The 20,587-nt window shown below is 68.5% G+C and carries 16 protein-coding genes; 5 read left to right on the forward strand and 11 right to left on the reverse strand.

What is annotated here, in order from left to right:
• Window positions 1-18: 18 nt before the first annotated feature.
• From RIB45_RS15615 to RIB45_RS15635, 5 genes are all read right to left on the reverse strand, one after another.
• Window positions 19-1,320, reverse strand: coding sequence for a TRAP transporter large permease (locus RIB45_RS15615; protein ID WP_350051367.1), 1,302 nt, complete (start codon window positions 1,318-1,320; stop codon window positions 19-21).
• Window positions 1,317-1,910: a TRAP transporter small permease gene (locus RIB45_RS15620; protein WP_350051368.1), complete on the reverse strand. Its 594-nt coding sequence runs from the start codon at window positions 1,908-1,910 to the stop codon at window positions 1,317-1,319. Before RIB45_RS15620 ends, RIB45_RS15615 begins: the two co-directional genes overlap by 4 nt.
• Window positions 1,911-2,014: 104 nt before the next feature.
• Window positions 2,015-3,028: a TRAP transporter substrate-binding protein gene (locus tag RIB45_RS15625; RefSeq protein ID WP_350051369.1), complete on the reverse strand. Its 1,014-nt coding sequence runs from the start codon at window positions 3,026-3,028 to the stop codon at window positions 2,015-2,017.
• 200 nt (window positions 3,029-3,228) lie between these two features.
• The gene (locus tag RIB45_RS15630) at window positions 3,229-5,019 is read right to left on the reverse strand and encodes an ATP-binding protein (RefSeq protein WP_350051370.1); all 1,791 of its coding nucleotides are present in this window, start codon (window positions 5,017-5,019) and stop codon (window positions 3,229-3,231) included.
• Window positions 5,016-6,248, reverse strand: coding sequence for an HDOD domain-containing protein (locus RIB45_RS15635; protein WP_350051372.1), 1,233 nt, complete (start codon window positions 6,246-6,248; stop codon window positions 5,016-5,018). The genes RIB45_RS15630 and RIB45_RS15635 overlap by 4 nt, the downstream gene beginning before the upstream one ends.
• A 133-nt stretch (window positions 6,249-6,381) precedes the next feature.
• On the opposite strand from RIB45_RS15635, the gene RIB45_RS15640 reads away from it, so the two are divergent.
• A complete protein-coding gene (locus tag RIB45_RS15640; protein WP_350051373.1) occupies window positions 6,382-7,338 on the forward strand; it encodes a response regulator in 957 nt (318 codons plus the stop codon).
• A gap of 1 nt (window position 7,339) precedes the next feature.
• Here the strand turns inward: RIB45_RS15640 and RIB45_RS15645 are convergent, their stop codons facing one another.
• The 4 genes from RIB45_RS15645 to putP all read right to left on the reverse strand — a co-directional run bounded on the left by RIB45_RS15645 (window position 7,340) and on the right by putP (window position 14,219).
• Window positions 7,340-7,870, reverse strand: a complete 531-nt coding sequence (locus RIB45_RS15645; protein ID WP_350051374.1) for a hypothetical protein — start codon at window positions 7,868-7,870, stop codon at window positions 7,340-7,342.
• Window positions 7,871-7,897: 27 nt separating this feature from the next.
• Window positions 7,898-8,470 (reverse strand): hypothetical protein, encoded by a 573-nt coding sequence (locus tag RIB45_RS15650; protein ID WP_350051376.1) that lies wholly within the window; start codon window positions 8,468-8,470, stop codon window positions 7,898-7,900.
• A gap of 126 nt (window positions 8,471-8,596) precedes the next feature.
• Window positions 8,597-12,559: a bifunctional proline dehydrogenase/L-glutamate gamma-semialdehyde dehydrogenase PutA gene (gene putA / locus RIB45_RS15655; RefSeq protein ID WP_350051377.1), complete on the reverse strand. Its 3,963-nt coding sequence runs from the start codon at window positions 12,557-12,559 to the stop codon at window positions 8,597-8,599.
• 175 nt (window positions 12,560-12,734) lie between these two features.
• Complete coding sequence (putP, locus tag RIB45_RS15660) at window positions 12,735-14,219, reverse strand: sodium/proline symporter PutP (RefSeq protein WP_350051378.1); 1,485 nt, start codon at window positions 14,217-14,219, stop codon at window positions 12,735-12,737.
• A 327-nt stretch (window positions 14,220-14,546) separates the two neighbouring features.
• Here putP and RIB45_RS15665 point away from each other — a divergent pair, with 327 nt between their 5' ends.
• Genes RIB45_RS15665 through RIB45_RS15675 form a run of 3 tightly spaced genes read left to right on the forward strand, consistent with a single transcriptional unit; the run spans window position 14,547 to window position 18,780 of the window.
• Window positions 14,547-17,537: a molybdopterin oxidoreductase family protein gene (locus RIB45_RS15665; RefSeq protein WP_350051380.1), complete on the forward strand. Its 2,991-nt coding sequence runs from the start codon at window positions 14,547-14,549 to the stop codon at window positions 17,535-17,537.
• Window positions 17,534-18,283 carry a 4Fe-4S dicluster domain-containing protein gene (locus RIB45_RS15670; RefSeq protein ID WP_350051381.1) on the forward strand — a complete coding sequence of 250 codons (750 nt, stop codon included), beginning with the start codon at window positions 17,534-17,536 and terminating at the stop codon, window positions 18,281-18,283. Before RIB45_RS15665 ends, RIB45_RS15670 begins: the two co-directional genes overlap by 4 nt.
• Window positions 18,280-18,780, forward strand: a complete 501-nt coding sequence (locus RIB45_RS15675) for a GNAT family N-acetyltransferase (protein WP_350051382.1) — start codon at window positions 18,280-18,282, stop codon at window positions 18,778-18,780. The genes RIB45_RS15670 and RIB45_RS15675 overlap by 4 nt, the downstream gene beginning before the upstream one ends.
• On the opposite strand, the gene RIB45_RS15680 is transcribed toward RIB45_RS15675, so the two are convergent.
• A complete protein-coding gene (locus RIB45_RS15680; protein ID WP_350051383.1) occupies window positions 18,777-19,367 on the reverse strand; it encodes a TetR/AcrR family transcriptional regulator in 591 nt (196 codons plus the stop codon). The two genes, RIB45_RS15675 and RIB45_RS15680, sit on opposite strands and share 4 nt — an antisense overlap.
• A gap of 69 nt (window positions 19,368-19,436) precedes the next feature.
• Here RIB45_RS15680 and RIB45_RS15685 point away from each other — a divergent pair, with 69 nt between their 5' ends.
• The gene (locus RIB45_RS15685; RefSeq protein WP_350051384.1) at window positions 19,437-19,862 is read left to right on the forward strand and encodes a VOC family protein; all 426 of its coding nucleotides are present in this window, start codon (window positions 19,437-19,439) and stop codon (window positions 19,860-19,862) included.
• Between the two features lie 13 nt (window positions 19,863-19,875).
• On the opposite strand, the gene RIB45_RS15690 is transcribed toward RIB45_RS15685, so the two are convergent.
• Window positions 19,876-20,472, reverse strand: coding sequence for an SAM-dependent methyltransferase (locus tag RIB45_RS15690; protein ID WP_350051385.1), 597 nt, complete (start codon window positions 20,470-20,472; stop codon window positions 19,876-19,878).
• Between the last annotated feature and the right edge of the window lie 115 nt (window positions 20,473-20,587).

A 20,587-nucleotide genomic window follows, 5' to 3' on the forward strand; every position in this document is an offset into this window, starting at 1 on the left:
GCGCCGGCCTCAAGCCCGTCACGACCCCATCAAGCTCGGCAGATAAAGCGCGATGCCGGGGAAGGCCGCCAGCAGCGCGATCGCGAGCCCCATCAACAGAAAGAAGGGCAAGGCCGCCCAGGCCACCCGCAGGATGTTCCGGCCCGTCAGCGACTGCAGCACGAAGAGGTTGAAGCCGACCGGCGGCGTGATCTGCGACATCTCCACTACGAAAACGAGATAGATTCCGAACCAGATCGGGTCGACGCCCGCCTGCTCCACGATCGGCATGATGATCGAGGTCGTCAGCACGATGATTGAAATGCCGTCGAGAAAGCAGCCCATCACCACGAAGAAGATCGTCAACGCGATCAGCAATTCGTAATGGCTGAGCCCCATATCGCCGATCCAGGCGGCCAGCATCCGCGGGATGCCGGCGAAACCCATCGCCGTCGTCAGGAACGCGGCGCCCGCCAGGATGAAGGCGATCATGCAGCTGGTGCGCACGGCGCCCATCAGCCCTTCGCGGAAGCTTTCCTTGGTCAGGTCGCCGGCTCGCCAGGCCAGCAGCAGCGCGATCACCACGCCGACTGCGGCCGCATCCGTCGGCGAGGCGACGCCGAGATAGACCGAGCCGATGATGCCCAGGATCAGCAGCAGCACCGGCATGAGATCGCGCCCAGCCGCCAGCTTTTCGCGCAGCGGGATGCGTTCCGCCTGACCGGGCGTCTTCTCGCGGTTGAACAGCGCCCAGAGCATGATGAAGCCCGAGAACAGCGCCACCAGAAGCGCGCCCGGCAGAATCCCGGCGATGAATAGGCGCGCGATCGACTGCTCCGTCGCCACGCCGTAGACGATGAGGATGATCGAGGGCGGGATCAGCAGCCCCAATGTGGCGGAGCCCGCCAGCGTCCCGATCATCATCCGTTCCGAATAGCCGCGCTTGGTGAGTTCGGGGATCGAGATCTTGCCGACCGTCGCCGCCGTCGCGGCCGAAGAGCCGGAGACCGCCGCGAACACCGCGCAGGCGAAGACGTTGACGTGAAGCAGGCGCCCCGGCAGCCGCGTCATCCAGGGCGCCAGGCCCGAGAAAAGGCTGTCGGAGAGCTTCGATCGGAACAGGATTTCGCCCATCCAGATGAAGAGCGGCAGGGCGGCGAGCGCCCAACTGTTGCTCGCCCCCCAGCTGGAGGTGGCGAGCACCGTCCCTAGCGGCGCGTTGGAGAAGATCAGCAGCGAGGCCGCGCCGACGAGGAACAGCGCGAAGGCGACCCACACGCCCATAGCCAGCAGGCCGAACAGCAAGGCCATGACGGCCAGCGACAGGAGAATTTCGGTCATCGGCCGTCATCCGTCGCGTCGCGCGGTATCTCACCCTCATCCGCCTGTTTCAGCAGCTGTTGCCCCCCTTCGTTGAACGCCGCCTCGCCGCCGCGCATAAGAGTCAGGAAATCGTCGAGGCAAGCGATCGTCAGGATCGCGAGCCCCAGCGTCATCGCGCTCTGCGGAATCCAGAGCGGCACCGGCACGATGCCGGAGGTGACGTCGCCGAACTGCAGCGATTCCTGCACCAGCCCGCCCATGTACCAGGTGAAAAAGGCGCTGAAGAGCGTCGCGATCAGCGCGGCCGCGACGTCGCAGCCGCGCTGCGCCGTCGGCGGCAGCGCCTGCAGCACCAGCGAGACCCGAATATGCGCGCCGCGCCGAAAGGCGTAGGGCAGCGCGAAGAAGGTCGACGCCGCCAGGAACAGGCCGGCGAAGGTGGAATAGGACGGGATCACAAGACCGATCGCCGAGCCCGTCAGCAGGCCGGCGATCCGGTCGATCGTATTCAGGACGACCTGCGCGGTGACGACCGTGCAGATCAGAATGAGGAAGAAGGCGGCGATCAGGCCGCTCACCTCATACAGGCGATCAAGCGCTCTGCGCATGGGAGTCCCCCTCAAGACCGCCCAACGAGCGGGCGGTCGGGCGGCGCGCTGCGGCGCGCGCCGCCCGAACCCGTCAAGCGGCCCGTTCGCGGCCGATCGGCCGTTCAGTCGGAAATCCGGCTGCGATAATCCTCAAGGATTTCCTCCCCGGCCGGGCCGGCCTCTTGCTTCCATTCGGCGATCATCTTGTCGCCGATCTCCTTGAGGCCCTGCATCAGCGCGTCGGAAGGCTGATGCACCTCCATGCCGTTATCGGCCAGAACCTGCGTCTTCTCGGCCGTCTCCTCCTGGCTCATCTGCCAGCCGCGGCCCTGCGCCTGCTGGGCGGCGTTGAGGATGGCGGTCTGAACGCTTTCGTCCAGCGCCGCGAAGCTGCGCTTGTTGACCACGACGATGTTCTTCGGAACCCACGCCTTGATGTCGTAATAGTGGTCGACGAAATCCCACGCCTTGGAGTTGGCGCCGGTGGAGGGCGAGGTGATCATCGCCTCGACCCGGCCGGTCGCGAAGGCCTGCGGGATGTCCGGCACCTCGACCTGCGTCGGCGCGGCGCCGGCGAGCTGTGCGAAACGCTCCAGCGCGGCGTTGTAGGAGCGGAACTTGACGCCCTTCAGGTCCTCGACGCTCTCGACCGGCTCCTGGGTGTAGAGACCCTGCGGCGGCCACGGAACGGCGTAAAGCGGCATCAGATCCTGTTCGGCCAGAAGCTCGGTGATCACCGGCTTCTGGGCCGCCCACAGCGCCTCCGCCTGCTCGTAGGTGGTGGCGAGGAACGGCTGGCTGTCGATGCCGAAAGCGGCGTTCTCGTTGGTCAACAGCGACAGGAAGAACTCGCCGATCGGCACCTGACGGCTGCGCACGGCGTTCTTGATTTCCGGGTGCTTGAACAGCGAGCCCGCCGAGTGCACCTCAATCTCGAGCGCCCCGTCGGTCGCCGCCTTCACGTCCTCGGCGAACTCCATGATGTTTTGGGTATGGAAGGTGGCGTCGGGATAGGGCGTGGGCATGTCCCACGTCTGGGCCCCGGCTGGGGCGGGGGCGAACGCGCCGCCGGCCATCGCGGCCACGGCCAGCGCGGCGCAGCCGCCGGCGATCTTGGGTTTAAAGGCTTCAAACATTCTACGCCTCCTGTTCGAGGGGGGCGCACCGAGCGCCCGCCGATCTTATTGAGGACGGCGACCCCGCGACGCGCGGTCGCGGGCGTCGGACGATCCCGTTGGACGTGGGGGCGACGCGCGCGAGCGCAACCCCGGACCGCAATCGGCGCGGCAGGGCGGGACGCGCGAGCGGATGGGACCTCAGGTCCGGACGTGCGGCCTCAGCCCTGCCGCGCGCCGTCAATCGGCAGACGGATCTCGAAGCGCGCACCGCCCTGCTCCGCGTCCTTCACCAGCAGGGCGCCCTGATGGCGCACTTCGACGATCGACCGGCACAGCGCCAGCCCTTGCCCCATCCCGCGCCCGACGTCTTTGGTGGTGAAGAACGGATCGAAGATCTTGGCGCGCAGCTCTTCCGGCACGCCCGGGCCGTCGTCGTTGACGGCGACGACGACCTCGTCGCCCTCGACCGTCGCTTCGATCACGATAAGGCCCCGCGTCCCACGGCGCTGATCCTCGATCGCATGGGCGGCGTTGACGATCAGATTGAGCAACACCTGCGTAACGTCGGAGCTGTTGCAGCGCACGTGCGGCAGGTCCTGGGGCAGACGCTTCTCCAACGCGGCGGCGTATTTCCATTGGTTGACGGAGATCGCGACGGCGAGCTCCACCGCCTCGTTCAGCTCGCAATAGGCGAGCTCGGCCCCGCCGGGATGGGCGTAGCGCTTGATCGCCGTGACGATGTCGCGGATGCGTCCGACGCCTTGCTTGCATTGGGCGACCGCGGGCAGCACCTCGTCGGCCAGATAGTCGAAATCCATCGCCCGGGCGCGCTCCTCCAGCGCGGCCGCCTTGACCGGCTCCGCCTCTTGCAGCGCGGCGCGAATGTCTGCGACCAGCGGCATCACGTCGCCGAGACTGTCCTGCAGGAAATCGATGTTGTCGCCGATATATTGCGCGGGCGTGTTGATCTCGTGCGCAAGCCCGCCGGCCAGGGCGCCCAGCGCCTCCATGCGTCCGCGCTCGAGCAGTTCGCGCTCGAGCGTCTGCGTGCGCGCCTCCATCGCCTTGCGTTCGGTGACGTCGCGGGTGACGCACAGCAGGCCGCCGGTGGTCTCGAGATAGGTCAGGCTGATTTCCTGGGGAAACGTGTCGCCGTTTTTCTTCAGCCCTTCGGCCGATCCGGTCCAGGCGCCCTTCGAGAAAACCTCCGCCAAAGGTCCGTCCTGCATGCGCCGGCGCTCCGCCGGTTCGTAAAGGCGGCTCCATGATTCACCGATCAGCTCCGCCCCGTGCTGATAGCCGAAGACGCGGGCGTGCGCGTCGTTCATGTACACGAACTGTCCGACTTCGTCGGTGACGGCGACGCCGTCCGTCGCCTTGTCGAGCGCCGCGCCGAGGATCGCCAACTCCCGTTCGCGGTTGCGTGCGGTCTCGCGCTCCTCGCGCCGCCGCTCGAGCGTCGTGATCACGATCGCCGCCAGATCCTTCAACCGCGCCAGAAGCTCCTCGGGCACCGGCTCGCGCGGCGTGTAATCGATGACGCAGAGCGACCCGAGCGTATGATCGCCGTCCAGCGTGATCGGCGCGCCGGCGTAAAAGCGGATGCCGGGCGCCCCCACCACGAACGGGTTGTCCCTAAAGATCGGATCGCCGGTCACGTCCGGGACCACCAACGGCTCGCCCGTGGCCGCCACAAATTGGCAGAACGAGATGCAGCGCTTGGACTGAGGCGCTTCGAAGCCGACGCGCGCCTTGAACCATTGGCGATCGCGATCGATGAAGGTCAGCAGCGCGGTGGGCGCGCCGAACAGCTGCGCCGCCAAGCGAACGACCCGGTCGTAAGCCTCCTCCGGCTGGGTGTCGAGGATGTCGAGACTCTCGAGCGTGTGCAGACGCTCGGCTTCGTTCTCCGGAACGGGCGCGGTCTCCACGGCCCCTTCCACCCATCGATCGCCGACCTCTGGCAGTTCGGGTTCGCTTTCGGCGGGCGAGGCGGTTCGATTCGTCATGCGAGGCCGCGCTCCTCATCTGGCGCCGCGCTCGCCGCTTGGCGCGCGGCGGCTTCGGCCAACGGGGTGAGGCCGAGCCGCTCAAGATACGCCCGGTCGAGCCCTTCGCCCAGCGCCGAAAGCGGCTCGGCCTCGCACGGAGCCGTCGCGCAGGCCCCGTCCCGGGTCGCGCGGGCGGCGGCCAGTGCGAGGTGGGCGAGGCCGACGGCCCGCAAGTCGGGCGCGTCGTTCGCGCCGGGGTCGTCGACGCCCAGAACGCCCTCCACCAGAACGTCCGGCAATCCCCAGAGCGCCAGCAGCAAGGCGCCGAACGCGCCGACGGACGTTCCCAGAAGCGCGGAGAGCGCGAGCGGGCGCGGCGCGCCGTCGCGTTCGGCGCGGGCCAGGGCCTCGCTCACCGCGTTCGGCGGCATGGCGGCGCAGGCGGCCGCGTAGCCGACGCCGGACAGGATGACGATGGTCGAGGCCGTCTCGCAATCCTGCGCCGACAGCTCGGGCGCTTTGCTCCAAGCCCCGATCAGGCTCTGCGCGCAGGCCACGACGGCCTGCTCGTCCGCGAGGCCGGCGCGCGCCGCAAGGCCGCGCGGCAGCCGGCTCTCCACCGCATCCTCGGCCGCGAGAGCCTTAAGCGTGACGACGCCCAGCAGATCCACCGCGCGCTCCACGGTGGAGACCGGCGAGCGCGCGGCGACGACGCCGCTGTTCGCGGCGTGCAGCAGCTTGACGCAAAGACTGTCGCTCCGCTTGACGACGGCGACCAGCGCGTTCTTGTGAAAGGACGGTCGCGCCAGCACGTCCAAGAGCGCCGTGTAGACCGGCCCAGGTCCCGACAGATCGCCCGCAGCCGCAAGCAGCAGCGGCTCCTTGTCGACCGGAAGGCGCCGGCGGAGCGCGACCGCCCGCTCGATCACCGCGATCAACGTCTCCTTCGGGCAAGGTTTCGCGAGATACTGATGGGCCGCGCCGAGGGCGCGGATCATCGCCGAGTCCTCCGCATGACCGGACAAAACGATGCGCACCGCCGCCGGCCAGCGCCGCCGGACGACGTGCAGCAAGGTAGCCCCGTCGGCGTCCGGCATGCGCATGTCGCTGACCACCACGTCGGCGGGCGTCTCCTCAAGCATGGCCAGCGCCTCTTTCGCCCCCGGGGCGAAGCGCATGCGCCAAACCCCGCGTTGGCCGTGCAGCATGCGCGCCAGCCCCCGCAGAACGTTCTCTTCGTCATCCACAAAAAGTATGTCGATCAAATCCCGCCCCCGAGCGCCCGAAAACGCGCGACGCGCGGCCTCCGCGCTTTCGCGGGGCGCACGCCTTCGTTAGTCTGCCATTCTGGCATAGCGCAAAAATGCGGGCGAAAGGTTAATGAGCGATCCGCCCACCGTTCTATTCGTTGACGACGAGCCGGCGGTTCACGAGGCGCTGGCTCGAAATCTCCGTCGCCGCCAGATATCGTGGACTCCCGCCTTCCAGCAGGACCCGCGCGCCGCCTTGGCGCAGGCGACGCGCTCGCCGCCTGCGGTGGCCGTCCTGGACCTGCTGATGCCCGAGCTCGACGGGCTGGCGCTGGCGGAGAAGATGCGCGCGGCCGGCGTCGATTGTCCGATTCTCATCCTCTCAGGCTGCAACGATTTCGCCGCCGCACAGGCCGCGATCAACCGGGCCAAGGCGTTTCGCTATTATGTGAAGCCCTGCCCGACCGACGATCTCATCGCGGGGGTGGAGGAGGCGCTGGCGCAAAGCCGCCCGGCAGGCCAGGGGACCGCCGGCGTCGGGGACCAGGCGTTGGACCGCTTGGCGGTCGGCGTGGTCGTCATCGACCAGGGCGGCGCGGTCGTCTTCGCAAACCAACGCGGCGGCGCGTTGCTGGCCGCACGCGACGGGTTGATGCTGGATTCGGCCGGCGTCTGCCGGGCCGAACGTCGCGCCGATTCGGAGGCTTTGGCGGCGGCCCGGCGCGAGGCTGTCGCGCAGCAGGAGAGCGTCGCATTGTCGATCGAACGGACCGAGGCGGCGACGCCGCTCCGGCTCGTCCTGATGCCGTTCGACGAGGCGGGCCGTATTTTGCTTTTCGTCACCGATCCGGACGCGCCGGCGCCGCTGTCGCCCGAGTTGATCGCCCAGATGTTCGGGCTGACGCCCTCGGAGGCGCGCTTGACCGCGGCGCTGGCGGGGGGGCTTGACCTGACTGAGGCGGCCGAGGCTTGCAGCGTGACGAAGACCACGGCGCGCAGCTACCTGAAACAGATCTTCATGAAGGTCGGCGTCAGCCGCCAAGCCGAGTTGGTCCAAGCGGTGCTGAGCGCGGCGGCCGCGCGTTAGGTCAGGCCGCCGCGCGCGCGACGCCGATGTCGACGAGGCCCCTACGCTCGGCGCGCCGCCGGATCAGCCAGTCGCCCGCCTCTTTGGCCAAGGCGCACAGAGCGTCCGCGGTGTCCGGGGCCAAAGGCGCGCCCGGCCTCTCGTCGAACAGACACAGCGCGCCGACGACCGCTGCGCGCTCGTCGAACAGCGGCGCGCCGGCCAGAAACCGAAGAGCGGCGCGTGGGCGCACCGTTGTCCGCGACACCGACGCTGAGGCGATCGCGACATCCGGCACGACCAGCGCCCGTCGCGCTTCGGCAAGCCGCGTCATAAACGGCGCGGCCTCGCGGACGCGGGCCTCGGCCCGTCCCGCCGCCGCGACGATCCACGGGCGCTCGCCGACCGTCGTCAGGGCCAGCGCGGCGCTAACGCCCGGGACGAGCCGCACCGCCCGTCGCGCAAACGCGTCAGCGCCGTCGGCGGATGCGCCGAGTAGGCCGTATTCCCAAATTTGCGCCAACGAGCTCGCGTCGTGGAGGTCAATCTGCACAGTCGTTCTCCTTCGCGCGCGGCGCCCTTACGCCGCGAGGTCCAATTGGCTTCCCAAGGGTCTGATCGCGCTCGCGCCGCTCGCTGCGCGCGCGGGCTCCGAGGCGCCGGCCGGCGCCGTCCCGTCCGACAGCGCGGCGACCGTCGCGCGCCCGATCGCGGGGCCGGCGAGAGCGCCTCCTCCGTCAGACCCGCCGGCGGGCTGATCGACGGAGCCGCCCGCCGCCGACTGATCGACGGCCTCGGACCGGTCCGCACGCGCGGGGGTCGCTCCGCCGTCGCCCCCGCCGTAGGCGCGCCGGGCTTGCAGCGCCTGGCTTGCGACGTCCTGCAGAGCTTGAGCGCCGGGGGGCGTCTGCGCGCTCGGCCGCCGCTGCTGCGCGCCGGCGGCCAGAGCGGTTTCAGCGGCCAAGCCCTGACGCAGCGGCTCGAAGATCAGGGCGGGCGTGTCTTCGACAAAGCCGGGCCGGCGCTTCTTGGCGAGTTGAACGTCGAACTGGTCGTCCGCCGGAGGGGCGAGTCGCCCCGCCTCGACCGGGGCGGCGCTTCGCGCGATGGGAGAGGCCGCCGTATAGCCGGCGGCGATTTCCGAAAGGCTCATGGTCGCAGGTCTCCAAGATCGGCGGCGCGCTGACGCTCGCGGACACGGATATGCGCCGAAACGAAAACGCCCGCCCCCCGCATTTGGGGGGGCGGGCGTTTTTCACGCGCCGATCCGGCGATGGATCTACTGTTCGCCGGGGAGCGAGCGACCGCCGCCCTCCTCCATCGACAGCAGCGACGCATTGCCGCCGGAGGCGGTCGTATCGATGCTGAGCGAGCGTTCGTGCACGAAGCGATGGAGGTAGTGCGGACCGCCCGCCAGCGGCAGGCCGAGGCCTGCTTCTTCGCCCGGCGCTTCCGTCGGGCTTTCGCGGAACAAGATCAGCGGCCGGATCGGACCGTCGCCCTCGGCCAAAGCGGCGTTGATCGCGCAGGCCGCGTCAAACGGCCCCGCGAAGGCGACCGCCTCCACCTGACCGGCCGCGGCGAGGTCGGTCAGCGCGCGATCCTTTCCAGCCGCCACCGCAATCGCCGCAGATTTCGGCGCGCCGGCCTTCTGGAAAAGCGCCGCAACGGCTTCCGCCACCCCGTCGGTCGGGTGCCAGATCAGCGCCGCATTGCCGGCCGCAAGCGCCGCGCCGGCTTGCGCGATCAGCGCGCTGACCGCCCGCGGCCCCTCGCCCGCCAGACAGGCCACCGGGCCGCGCGGCCAGAGGTCCATCTCGTTGCGCTCGCCGGTCGGGCCGGGCAACGCCATCGGCTCGGCGAACTCGGCCGTCACCTGCGCGGCGTAGGCGCGCAGGAAGCCGGCGGCGCGCGTCAGTTCCGCTTCGCTCGCGCCGGCGAGCGCCTTGACGGCGCCGCCGTTCTTCTCGAGCGCATCGGCGGCGTCCTCAAGCGTCTCCGCGCGGTCTTCAACCTCTTCCAGCCACTCGCCGCCCTCGCGTTGGAGCAGCGTCATCGCCGCCTTCAGGCCGTCCGCGGAGACGAGCTTGGCGGAGGGATCGAGGCCCCCTTCCCAACCGCCGTCGGACGCTTCGCCCCCGCCGTTCACCTCAGCCGAGAAGCGGTGCAGATAGTGCGGCCCGCCCGCTTTCGGGCCGGTGCCGGAGAGCCCCTGACCGCCGAACGGCTGCACGCCGACGATGGCGCCGATCTGGTTGCGGTTGACGTAGGTGTTGCCGACCCGCGCCTTGGCGAAGATCTGACGCCAGGTCTCGTCGATGCGCGTGTGGACCCCGAGCGTCAGCCCGTAGCCGGTCGCGTTGATCGCGTCCACGACCTTGTCCAGCTTGTCGGCCTTGTAGCGCACCACGTGCAGGATCGGGCCGAAGACCTCGCGCTGCAGGACGGAGATATCGTCGATCTCGAAGGCGGCCGGCGGGACGAAGCTGCCGGCGTCCGTCCCGGCGCCCAGGCGGGCGCGCTTGATCTCATTGCCCTCGCCGATCATGCGCTTGATATGGCTGTTCAGCATCGACTGGGCTTCCTCGTCGATCACCGGGCCGATATCGGTGGACACGAAGGCCGGGTCGCTGATCGTCAGCTCCTCCATCGCGCCGGCGATCATCTCCATCGTGCGCTTGGCCACGTCGTCCTGGACGTAGAGCACGCGCAGGGCCGAACAGCGCTGGCCCGCGCTCTGGAAGGCGGAGATCACAACGTCGCGGGTGACCTGTTCGGTGAGCGCGGTGGAATCCACGATCATCGCATTCTGCCCGCCCGTCTCGGCGATCAGCGGCGGCGTTTCGCCCGGGCGTTTGGCCAGCGTTCGGTTGATCAGCTTCGCCACCTCGGTCGAGCCGGTGAAACAGACGCCGGTCACGCGCGGATCCTGCACCAGCGCGCCGCCGACCCGCGCGCCGTCTCCGGGCAGCAGGTGCAGCACCTCGCCCGGCACGCCCGCGCGGTGCAGCAGGCGCACGGCTTCGGCCGCGATCAGGGGCGTCTGTTCCGCCGGCTTGGCGATGACGGCGTTGCCGGCGACCAGCGCCGCCGTCACTTGGCCGTTGAAGATGGCGAAGGGGAAGTTCCAGGGGCTGATGCAGGTGAAGACCCCGCCGCCCTTCAGCGCCAAGTCCCCGCCCTGCCCGTCCGGGGCGCGCAGACGCACGCCCTTGGCCAGATCGGTCCGGGCGCGTTGGGCGTAGTAGCGGCAGAAATCGATCGCCTCGCGAATCTCGGCGACCGCGTCGTTCATCGTCTTGCCGGCCTCCACGACGCACAAGCCCATCAGGCGCGCCATGTCCTGTTCCATCAGATCGGCGGCCGCCTCAAGACAGGCTGCGCGCTCTTCGGCCGGCCGGGCGGCCCATTCGGGCGCGGCCTTCGCCGCCGTGTCGAGCGCCTTTTCGATCTGCTCCGGCGTGGCTTCGCTGGTCTCGCCGATGGCGCGCGAATGGTTCTGCGGCGCGACGACCTGCTTGTCGTCCTGCCCGTCGGCCTCCTGGCCGGCGACGATCGGCCGGGCGCGATGGCTTTCCTCAGCCACCGGCGTCATCGCCTCGCGCAGGCGGTCGAGCACTGTGAGATCGCTCAAATCGACGCCCATCGCGTTCGGGCGGTCGGATCCGTAGATGTCGACCGGCAGCGGGATGCGCGGGTGCGGCTTGCGGCGATAGGCGGCGACGGTCTTGATCGGATCGGCGATGATCTCCTCGACCGGCGTCTGCACATCCTGCATGCGGTTCACAAAGGAGCTGTTGGCCCCGTTCTCCAACAGGCGGCGCACCAGATAGGCCAGCAGATCCTCGTGCTGGCCGACCGGCGCGTAGATCCGGCAGCCGGCCCCGACCTCGTCGGTCTCGACGACCTGCTCGTAGAGCTCCTCGCCCATGCCGTGCAGGCGCTGGAATTCGAAGTCGCGGCTGTTGCCCGCGAACTCCAGCACGGCGGCGATCGAATGCGCGTTGTGCGTGGCGAGCTGCGGGAAGAAAGCGTCGGTGTTGGCGAACAGCTTGCGCGCGCAGGCGAGATAAGAGACGTCGGTGTTGGCCTTGCGCGTGAAGACCGGATAGCCCTCGACGCCCATCTCCTGGGCGCGCTTGATCTCCATGTCCCAGTAGGCGCCTTTCACCAGGCGCACCATGAAGCGCCGACCGTGGCGCGCCGCCATGTCGGCGAGATAATCGAGCACGAAGGGCGCGCGCTTCTGATAGGCCTGAACCACAACCCCGAAGCCCTGCCAGTCCTTCAGCTCCGGATCCTCCGAGATCGCCTCGATGCAATCGAGCGAGATGTCGAGGCGGTCGGCCTCTTCCGCGTCGATGTTGAGGCCGATGTCGTATTTCGCGGCGTCCTTGCAGAGCGCCCGCAAGCGCGGGACCAGCTCGTCCATCACGCGGCCGTAATGGCCGACCTCGTAGCGCGGATGCAGCGCCGACAGCTTGACCGAAATGCCCGGTCCCTTGATCGGCCCGCGGCCTTTGGCGCGCTCGCCGATCTTCTCGATCGCCTCCTTGTAGGAGCGATAGTAGCGCTTGGCGTCCTCCATCGTGCGCGCCGCCTCGCCCAGCATGTCGTAGCTGTAGCTGTAGCCGCGCTCCTCAAAGCTTTCCGCACGGTTCAGCGCCTCGTCGATGGTGCGGCCCATGACGAACTGGCGGCCCATGATGCGCATCGCCTGATTGACGCTCTCGCGCACCACCGGCTCGCCCAGGCGCGCCACCAACCGGCGCATTACGGCGTCCGGCGAACGCCCCTTGTAGCCGTGCATGCCGACGACCTTGCCGGTCATCATCAGCGCCCAGGTCGACGCGTTGACGAACAGCGAGGAGGAATGGCCGAGATGCTTCTTCCAATCGGCCGTGCCCAGTTTGTCGCGGATCAGCCGCTCGCGCGTGTCGTCGTCGGGGATGCGCAAAAGCGCCTCCGCGACGCACATCAGCAGCACCCCCTCCTGCGTCGACAGGCCGTATTCGTGCAGGAAGGCGTCGATTCCACCCTGGTGCGCGGTCTCCGCCCGCACGCTCTCGACCAGCTTGGCCGCATAGTTGTCGATATTGGTGCGCGCCTGCTCGGCGAGGTCGAGCTGGGCCAGCAGCGCCTCCACGCAGTCCGTCTCGTCCGCCCGATAGTGACGGTCGATCGCCTGACGCAGGTCGCTGCGCGCGGCCAGCGGCTGCTTGAACACCATCGATGCGGCCATGTTTTTCTCCCTGCCTGGTCGTGCTTCGTGCGACGCCGTTTCGCGCCCGCCGGCGCTTTTCAGGCCGGCCGCCCCGCTTCGCGCCATCTGCATTCACACTTAACGCGCCCGGCGGGAGTTGACCAGGGAAGCGGCCGAAAAGCCGCTTCCCCGGCGTCCCCATTCCTGGGCTGCGTCACTCGGAAGGCTCGATCCGACCGGTCTTTACGGCCCGCTGGGTGCGGTCGTAGTCGTCGAGCACGCTCTGCGCAGGGCGGCCCTGCATCAGGCTGACCGCGACGGCTGCAAGCGCGCACAGGATGAAGCCCGGCACGATCTCATAGAGATCCAACAGACCGCCCGACAGCTGCTTCCAGACCACCACCGTGACGGCCCCGACCAGGATGCCGACCGCCGCGCCGTTGCGCGTCAGCCCGCGCCAGAACAGCGACAAGATGACGATCGGCCCGAACGCCGCGCCGAATCCGGCCCAGGCGTAGCTGACGAGGTCGAGGACCTTGCTGTCCTTGTCCATCGCAAGGACCGTCGCCAGCAACGCGATCCCGATCACGGCGAACCGGCTGACCTGCACCAATTCCTTCTGGCTCGCATCCTTGCGCAGGAAGGCCTTGTAGAGATCCTCCGTCAGCGCGGAGGAGCAGACCAGCAGCTGGCTGTCGATCGTGCTCATGATCGCCGCCAGGATCGCCGCCAGCAGAAAGCCGGAGACCCAGGGGTGGAACAGCACCTGGACGAACTCGATGAAGACCGTCTCGCTGTTCTGCAGCGGATTGTCGGCGAAGAAGGCGATGCCCGAATAGCCGACGAAGATCGCGCCGTAGAGGCCGAAGATCATCCAGCCCATGTTGATGAGCCGCGCGGTCGGCACGTCCGAGGGGCTGCGCACGGCCATGAAGCGGGCCAGGATGTGCGGCTGCCCGAAATAGCCGAGGCCCCAGGCCATCAGCGAGACGATCCCCATGAAGGTCATGTCGGTCATCACGCCGTTGTAGCTGGCGTCTATCTGGCCGACCGTGTCGGTGACTTGGTCCCAGCCGCCAAGTTCGGTGATCGCGATGATCGGCACGACGATCAGCGCCAGGAACATAAGGATTCCCTGGACGAAGTCGGTCCAGCTGACCGCCAGAAAGCCGCCCAGGAAGGTGTAGCCGACGATCACCAGCATCCCGATCCATAAGGCCCACATGTAGGAGAGATCGAAGGTCTCTTCGAACAGCACGCCGCCGGCGACCAGCCCGGAGGAGACGTAGAAGGTGAAGAACAGCAGGATCACCGCCGCCGAGATGATCCGCAGGATGCGGCTGCGGTCGTCGAAGCGGTTTTCGAGATAGTCGGGGATGGTGATCGAATCCTTCGCCACCTCGGTGTAGATGCGCAGCCGTTTGGCGACGAACTGCCAATTCAGATAGGCCCCGATGACAAGGCCGATGCCGATCCAGATCTGGTTCATCCCGGAGGCGTAAACCGCCCCGGGAAGCCCCAGCAGCAGCCAACCCGACATGTCGGAGGCGCCCGCCGAGAGAGCGGCCACGCCCGGCCGGAGACCCCGCCCGCCGAGGATGTAGTCGGACAGATTCTTGGTGAGCCGATAACAGATCAACCCGATCGCCAACATGCCGATCAGGTAGATCGCGAAGGCGACAAACGTTCCAGAGGTCATAACGCCGGCCCCTTACTTCTTGAGGAGCCAGGTCGCGATCGAGAGCGCGAGCACGCTCAACATCGGAACGAACAACCAGAACCACGTCGCCGTGGAAAGCGCGCCTTGCATGATATCGACTCCACCCGTTGGACAGCGGTTCGCCGACCGCTCGCTTATAATTCGGTTACCGAATAAACTACGCGGACGCGCCGCAGCGCGTCAAAAACTATTTTGGCAACCGAATTATTTGCCCTGGAGTCCGACCGCGCCCGCGCTCTTTTATTTTCACCGCGCGCTAGCGGGTATAGGCTTCCCTCCCCCGCAACCCAATCCCGCCCGGTGCCGATGCCCCAAGGATCAGAGCCCGACGTTCCGCTGAGCCGCCCCTACGCGGACGAGCTGCGCAAGACCACCTGCTATATGTGCGCGTGCCGCTGCGGCGTCCGCGTGCATATGAAGGACGGCGCCATCCGCTATATCGACGGCGATCCGGATCATCCGGTGAACCGCGGGGTGCTGTGCGCCAAGGGCTCGGCCGGGTTGATGCAGCACCTTTCGCCGGCGCGGCTGACCAAGCCGTTGAAGCGCGTCGGCCCGCGCGGCTCCGGGGAGTTCGAGGAGATCGAGTGGGAGGAGGCGCTGGCGCTGGCGGCCGAGTGGCTCGGCGAGGTGCGCGCCAGAGATCCCAAGCGCCTCGCCTTCTTCACCGGGCGCGATCAGAGCCAATCGCTCACCGGCTGGTGGGCGGCCAAGTTCGGCACGCAGAATTTCGCGGCGCACGGCGGCTTCTGCTCGGTCAACATGGCCGCGGCGGGGCTTTACTCCATCGCCTCCAGCTTCTGGGAGTTCGGCGAGCCGGATTGGGAGCGCGCGCGCTACCTGTTGCTGTTCGGCGTCGCTGAGGACCACGACAGCAACCCGATCAAGCTCGGCCTCGGCAAGATGAAGACCCGCGGAGCCAAGGTGGTCTCCGTCAATCCTGTGCGCACGGGCTATTCGGCCATCGCCGACGAATGGATCGGCGTTCGTCCCGGGACCGACGGCCTCTTCGCCGGCGCGCTGATCCACGAATTGCTTCAGGCCGAGCGCGTGGATTTCGATTGGCTCGCGGCGATGACCGACGCGCCCTTCCTGGTGATCCGCAATCCGGGCGGTCCGGACGACGGCCTCTACGCCCGCGACGCCGACGGCCGCGAACTGGTCTGGGACGGCGCGCGCGGCGAGGCGGCGTCCGCCGCCGACCCGGACGCCAAGCCCGTGCTGGCGGGCGAACGGAGATTGGCTGACGGGCGAACGGTCGTCCCCGCCTTTCAACTGATCGCCGAGCGGTTCCTGGATCCGAGCTATTCGGCCGACGCAGCGGCGGAGAAGACGGGCGTCCCGGCTGCGACCGTCAAGCGCATCGCACGCGAGCTGGCCGACGTCGCCTTCGAGCAGGCGATCGAGCTGCCGATAGCCTGGACCGATTGGGCCGGACGGACGCGCCAGACCATGCGCGGGCGGCCCGTGGCGATGCACGCCATGCGCGGAATCTCCGCCCATTCCAACGGCTTCCACACCTGCCGCATCCTGCATGTGCTGCAGATGATGCTGGGCGCGATCGACGGGCCCGGCTCGTCGCGGCACAAGCCGCCCTTCCCGCGTCCCTGCCCGCCGGGGCCGAAGCCGGCGCAGCCCGCGGAAGGCCCGGACCTGCCGCTGGCCGGCATGCCGCTCGGCTTTCCAACGGGCCCGGAGGATCTGCTGGTCGCGCCGGACGGAACCCCGCAGCGCATCGACAAGGCCTACAGCTGGGAGCATCCGATCGCCGCGCACGGGCTGATGCATATGGTGCTGCACAACGCCTGGGCGGGCGACCCGTACGAAATCGACGTGCTGTTCATGTACATGGCGAACATGGGCTGGAACAGCGCCATGAACGTGCCCGCCACCTTGAAGTACCTGACCGACGTGGACGAGGACGGCGCCTACAAGATTCCGAAGATCATCTATTCCGACGCCTACTATTCCGAGACCGTGCCCTACGCCGATTTGGTGCTGCCGGACACCACCTATCTGGAGCGCTGGGACTGCATCTCGCTGCTCGACCGGCCGATCAGCAGCGCGGACGGGCCGGCCGATTCGATCCGACGGCCGGTCGTCGCGCCCGATCGCGACGTGCGGCCTTTCCAGGACGTCCTGATCGAGCTTGGCGCGCGGCTGAACCTGCCCGGTTTCGTGAACGAGGCGGGCGAGCCGCTCTATCCCGGCCTCTACAAGGACTACATCGCCAATCACGAGCGCGCGCCGGGGATCGGACCGCTCGCCGGCTGGCGCGGGGAGGGCGGGAACCAGGGCGGCCGCGGGGCCGCCAATCCCGAGCAGTTGGAACGCTATGTCGAGAACGGCGGCTTCTGGCATGAGCGGCTGCCGGACGCGGCGCTGTTCCACAAGCACGCCAACCGCGCTTATCTCGATTACGCCCACGACAAGGGCTGGATCCCGTCTAACGATCGGATCGTGCTTCGGCTCTACGTCGAAGCGATGCAGAAGTTCCGGCTGGCCGCCCAGGGCCACGGCGCCCTTCAGCCCCCGGAGGCGCACCGCCGCCGGGTCGAAACCTACTTCGATCCGGTCCCCTTCTGGTACGCGCCCTTTGAGAGCGCAGCCTTCGCGGACGAATACCCGATCGCCGCGATCACCCAACGGCCGATGCACATGTATCACAGCTGGGGTTCGCAGAACGCCTGGCTGCGCCAGATCACGGCGCGCAATCAACTCTACGTCCATCCCGACACGGCCGCCGACGCCGGGGTCAGGAACGGCGGTTGGGTCTGGATCGTCTCGCCGATCGCGCGGGTGAAGGCGCAGGTGCGCTGCATGCACGGCGTGGAGCCGGGGACGGTCTGGACCTGGAACGCGATCGGCAAGCGCAAGGGCGCCTGGGGCCTCGCCGAGGGCGCGCCGGAGACGACCAAGGGCTTCCTTTTGAACCACGTCATCAACGATCTGCTGCCGGTGCGCGACGGCGGGCTGAAATACGCCAACGCCGACCCGGTGACCGGCCAGGCCGCCTGGTACGATCTGCGCGTGCGCCTGGAGCCCTGCGCGCCGCATGAGGCCGGCGAGACGGAACCGATGTTCGAGCGCTTCGCCGCACCGCCGCCGACAGGCGGACGCCCGGACGTGCTGCGCGCCGTCGGGCCGCTGACGGCGCCGGGCGGCGGCGCGCCCGCGGCGAGCGCCAACTGGATCGGTCAGCGCGCGGCCTACGTCGAGGGCGGCCTCGGTCTGGCGGCGGCCGGCGGCGGCCGACGCGTCGACGAGCCGCTCGAGGATCCGGAGGGCGAGCGATGACCGCCCTGCCCGCCGCTGCGCCGGAGAAGAAGCTCGGCCTCGTGATCGATCTCGACATCTGCGTCGGCTGTCACGCCTGCGCGGTCAATTGCAAGGAATGGAACGCGGGCGGCCATTCGGCGCCGTTGCCGGATCACGATCCCTACGGCCTTGATCCGACCGGCGTCTGGTTCAACCGCATCCACAGCTTCGAGGTGGTGGAGGAGACCGGCGCCGGGCGCACGGTGCATTTCCCGAAAAGCTGCCTGCATTGCGAGGACGCGCCCTGCGTGACCGTCTGCCCGACCGGCGCCAGCTACAAGCGGACCGCGGACGGGATCGTGCTGGTCAATCCCGACACCTGCATCGGCTGCAAGCTGTGCAGTTGGGCCTGCCCCTACGGCGCGCGGGAGTATGACGAGGACGCGGGCGTTATGAAGAAGTGCACGCTGTGCGTGGATCGCATCTACAACAGCGATCTGCCGCCCGACATGCGGGTTCCGGCCTGCGTCTCCACCTGCCCGGCCGGCGCGCGCAGCTTCGGCGATCTGGGCGATCCGGACAGCGACGTCTCCAAGCTGGCGGCAGCCCGCGACGGCTACGACCTGATGCCGGAGCAGGGTTGCCGGCCCACCAACAAGTATCTGCCGCCGCGCGCGCGCCGCACCCAGCCGGATCAGGGCGGGGACGAGGCGCCGCTCACCCCCGTCGCGCCCGACGGCGCCGGCGTCGTCGCGCGCTGGGTCGACCGCATCCTGTCGCTGTGAGCCCGCCCGGCATTTCCATCCGTTCCGCGACCGCCGATGACTGGCCCGCTATCTGGGCGATCCTCAAGCCGATTTTCGCGGGAGGCGAGACCTATCCCTACACAGCCGACATCGCGGAAGCCGAGGCGCGCGGCCTGTGGCTGGAGACGCCGGCGGCCTGTTTCGTCGCCTGCGCGGCCGACGGCGCCGTGCTCGGCTCGTATTTCCTGAAGGCGAACCAACCGGGGCGCGGCGCGCATGTCTGCAACTGCGGCTACGCGACGGCCGAGGCCGCCCGCGGGCGCGGCGTCGCGACCGCGCTGTGCCGCCATAGCCAGGATGAGGCGCGCGCCCTCTGCTTCCGCGCCATGCAGTTCAACTTCGTCGTCTCGACCAACGACGGCGCGGTGCGCCTGTGGCGCCGCGAAGGGTTTGAGATCGTGGGAACTCTGCCCGAGGCGTTCGCGCATCCGGCCCACGGCTTCGTCGACTGCTTCGTGATGATGAAGCGGCTCTAGGTCCGATCCGGCGGCGCCAAGGCGTCGATCATCCGGCGAATCGCGTCACGGTAAGCAGCGGCGTCCGCGCCGGTCGCAATGGCGAGCGCGGCGCGGTCGAAGGCGGCTGACAGAAGATCGGCCAGGGCCGCGACCGGGCCGTCGACGCCCGCCGCTTCGAGCCCGCGGCGCAATACGCCGCCCCCGGTCGCCGCGTCGATGACGCTCAACGCGTCCGGCCCAAGGGCGGCCGGCGCGTCGATCAGCATCAGCCGGACGCGCCCCGGCGCGGCCATCGCCCCGAAATAGCCGTCCGCCCCGCGGACCAGCGCGTCACGCGGTCCGACCGCGCGCCGGGCGGACGCCTCGATCTCGGCGGCGACGGCGGCGGCCTCGGCTTCGACGACGCCGCGGAACAGCGCCGTCTTGTCGTCAAAATGGTGGTAGAGCGCGCCGCGTGTGACGGACGCCCTACGAACGATCTCCGGCGTGCCGGTATCGGCGAAGCCTTTCTCGGCGAAGAGCGCCCGCGCCGCGCCGATCAAGGCCGATCGGGTGCGCGCGCTGCGGATCTCGTTCGGCGTTCGATCCGGCGATTTATTTTGCATGCATGCAGCCTGTATGTTAATTCATTACCTACATGCAGATTGCATGTTTTTCAAAGGAGCGCAAAGCCGATGAAACCGACCCAGTACTATCCGGTCCTCATGACCGACCGCGTTGCGGAAACCGCCGCCTTCTATCGCGCGCATTTCGGCTTTGCGCCGCTGTTCGAAGTTGACTGGTACGTGCATCTGCAGTCGACGGCGGACGCGTCCGTCAATCTCGCAATCCTCCAGGGAGATCATGAGACGATCCCTGAAGAGGGGCGAGGTCGCGCCGCCGGCCTGCTGCTGAATTTCGAGGTGGCGGACGCGGCCGCGGAGTACGAGCGGCTGAAGGGCGCCGGTCTGCCGATCAAGCTTGCGTTGCGAGACGAGCCTTTCGGCCAGCGCCACTTCATCACCGCAGATCCCAACGGCGTGCTGATCGACGTCGTCACGCCGATCCCGCCGAGCGAAGAGTTCGCCGCCCTTTACGCAGACGAGGCGCGTCCAGACTGAGCGTGCGCCCCGCTTACCCCGGCTTGCGCGCGACCAGGTCGATCAGCGCCGACATGCCGGAATGGCCCGGCCCCTCGTCGATCTCGCGGTCGTAGCTCTCAAGCCGCTCGATTTCGAGGTCGCCGAAGGCGTCGCGCAGAAGCGCCTCGTCATACATGTTCTCGGCGTGCGGCGGGCCGCCGGTGCCGTACTCGATCTGCTTCGGGCGATAGCCGTGCAGCAAGAGGGTTCCGCCGGGTTTGAGCGTCTCCTTCATGCGGTCGAACAGCGGACCGCGCTCGGCGGGACTCGCGAACTGGATGAAGATCGCGACAACAAGGTCGTAGGCTTCCGGCGTCCACGGCCACTCCTCGATTCCGGCCAGATGATAGGCGACCTCGACGCCGCGCTCGGCGGCGAGCGCGCGCGCTTTCGCCAACCCCACCTCAGACGCGTCGAAAGCGTCGACGGCTAAGCCCTGTTCGGCCATGAAGACGGAGTTGCGGCCCTCGCCGTCCGCGATCGCAAGCGCCTTTAGGCCGGGCGTCAGCCGGCCGCGCTCGCGCTGCAGAAACAGGGCCGGCTCAACGCCGAAAAGGTAGCCGGGGGCGCGGTAACGCTCGTTCCACATCGGGCGATGACCTCCTGATCGATTGGGCCGCACGGCGGGCATCATGCCGCCGCGCGCCGGACCAGACCAGAGGAAGAATGACATACCCCGTGTAACGGCTTAGGGTCGCCGGAAA

Origin of the sequence: Marivibrio sp. (genome assembly GCF_040218065.1) — a bacterium.
GTDB lineage: Bacteria > Pseudomonadota > Alphaproteobacteria > UBA8366 > Aestuariispiraceae > Marivibrio.

Bases quoted from the DNA above. Each gene is read 5' to 3' on its own strand.
- RIB45_RS15640 (WP_350051373.1), top strand. From the start codon at position 6,382: ATGAGCGATCCGCCCACCGTTCTATTCGTTGACGACGAGCCGGCGGTT.
- RIB45_RS15650 (WP_350051376.1), bottom strand. From the start codon at position 8,470: ATGAGCCTTTCGGAAATCGCCGCCGGCTATACGGCGGCCTCTCCCATC.
- RIB45_RS15685 (WP_350051384.1), top strand. From the start codon at position 19,437: ATGAAACCGACCCAGTACTATCCGGTCCTCATGACCGACCGCGTTGCG.
- RIB45_RS15670 (WP_350051381.1), top strand. From the start codon at position 17,534: ATGACCGCCCTGCCCGCCGCTGCGCCGGAGAAGAAGCTCGGCCTCGTG.
- RIB45_RS15620 (WP_350051368.1), bottom strand. From the start codon at position 1,910: ATGCGCAGAGCGCTTGATCGCCTGTATGAGGTGAGCGGCCTGATCGCC.
- RIB45_RS15680 (WP_350051383.1), bottom strand. From the start codon at position 19,367: ATGCAAAATAAATCGCCGGATCGAACGCCGAACGAGATCCGCAGCGCG.
- putP (WP_350051378.1), bottom strand. From the start codon at position 14,219: ATGACCTCTGGAACGTTTGTCGCCTTCGCGATCTACCTGATCGGCATG.
- RIB45_RS15630 (WP_350051370.1), bottom strand. From the start codon at position 5,019: ATGACGAATCGAACCGCCTCGCCCGCCGAAAGCGAACCCGAACTGCCA.
- RIB45_RS15625 (WP_350051369.1), bottom strand. From the start codon at position 3,028: ATGTTTGAAGCCTTTAAACCCAAGATCGCCGGCGGCTGCGCCGCGCTG.
- RIB45_RS15665 (WP_350051380.1), top strand. From the start codon at position 14,547: ATGCCCCAAGGATCAGAGCCCGACGTTCCGCTGAGCCGCCCCTACGCG.
- RIB45_RS15615 (WP_350051367.1), bottom strand. From the start codon at position 1,320: ATGACCGAAATTCTCCTGTCGCTGGCCGTCATGGCCTTGCTGTTCGGC.
- putA (WP_350051377.1), bottom strand. From the start codon at position 12,559: ATGGCCGCATCGATGGTGTTCAAGCAGCCGCTGGCCGCGCGCAGCGAC.
- RIB45_RS15690 (WP_350051385.1), bottom strand. From the start codon at position 20,472: ATGTGGAACGAGCGTTACCGCGCCCCCGGCTACCTTTTCGGCGTTGAG.